This is a genomic window from Methylobacterium sp. BTF04 (genome assembly GCF_010692745.1).
GTDB lineage: Bacteria > Pseudomonadota > Alphaproteobacteria > Rhizobiales > Beijerinckiaceae > Methylobacterium.
On sequence record NZ_JAAHTB010000184.1, the window covers coordinates 1 to 1,176 of the forward strand.

Sequence of the window (1,176 nt, forward strand, 5' to 3'; positions counted from 1 at the left end):
GAGGGCGACCACTGCCCGCACCTCAAGACCGACGCCACCGCCAATATCCGGCAGGGCATCCAGTACAATGCCATCGGCGCGCGCGAGGGCTACTGGCTCTATCGCGAGCATCCCGGTGACGGCGTCCTGGCAGCCAACGGCCTGGACCTCACGCTGGTCCCAGCAACCGACGTCTGCCACCTCTACCGGGCGATGCGACCCGGACAGGATCGCGGCGAACCCTGGCTCGCCCGGGCCCTGCGCACGCTCTACGACCTCGACGGCTACCTCGATGCGGAGCTGATCCGGAAGAAGAACGCAGCGCGCTTCCTCGGCTTCATCAAGCGAATCATCCAGGATGAGGATGGTTCGCCAGGCGGCGGACCGCTCGGCACCGATGCGGCCGACGACGATGGCGCCGCGACCCTGGAATTCGAGCCCGGCACCCTGCAGGTGCTGGCCGACGGCGAGGACGTCATCTTCTCAGATCCGAAGGATGTCGGGCCGAACTTCGATATGTTCGTGCGCCAATCGCTCCGCGGCGTCTCAGTGGCTGCCGGCGTCCTCTACGAAGAGCTGAGCGGCGATTACACCGGCGGCAACGACCGGACCCTCCGCGCGGCGCTGAACAGCTTCCGTCGCTCGGTGGAGATGTGGCAGCACCATCTGGTCGTGTTCCAGGTGTGCCGCCCAGTCTGGCGCCGCTGGATCGATCTCGCGCTGCTTTCCGGTGCCTTGAGGCTCCCTGACGGGATGACCCGACAGCAGGCCTACGCGGTGAACTGGATCCCGCCGTCCTGGCCGTACATCCACCCGGTTCAGGACGTCGAGGGCAAGCTCCTCGAGATCCAGGGCGGCTTGTCCACCCGGACGCGGAAGGTCGCCGAGAACGGCTACGATTCCGAGGTCGTCGACGCCGAGCAGAAGGCCGACAACGACCGGGCCGACAATCTCGGGCTCGTCTACTCCAGCGACGGGCGACAGAAGGTGAAGACCGCCACGTCGGCCACAGCGGATGCCGCCGCAGCCGATGCGACCGGATCGCCGGCATCCGGCTCCAACCCGAACGCTTGAACACCACATCACCGGAGGCACCATGACCGTACTGGTCACGGGGAACGAGATCGTGCTCTCCGGCACGGTCGGCGATCTCTATTGGGACGACAGCTTCGACGCGGCCGACGTCATCCTCGCACT

The 1,176-nt window shown here is 66.7% G+C and carries 1 protein-coding gene; it reads left to right on the forward strand.

All coding sequences use genetic code 11. The features are described 5' to 3' along the window. Positions 1–1,053 (forward strand): phage portal protein (locus G3T14_RS24200; protein ID WP_163645008.1); only part of this gene is annotated, 1,053 nt, incomplete at its 5' end. Between the last annotated feature and the right edge of the window lie 123 nt (positions 1,054–1,176).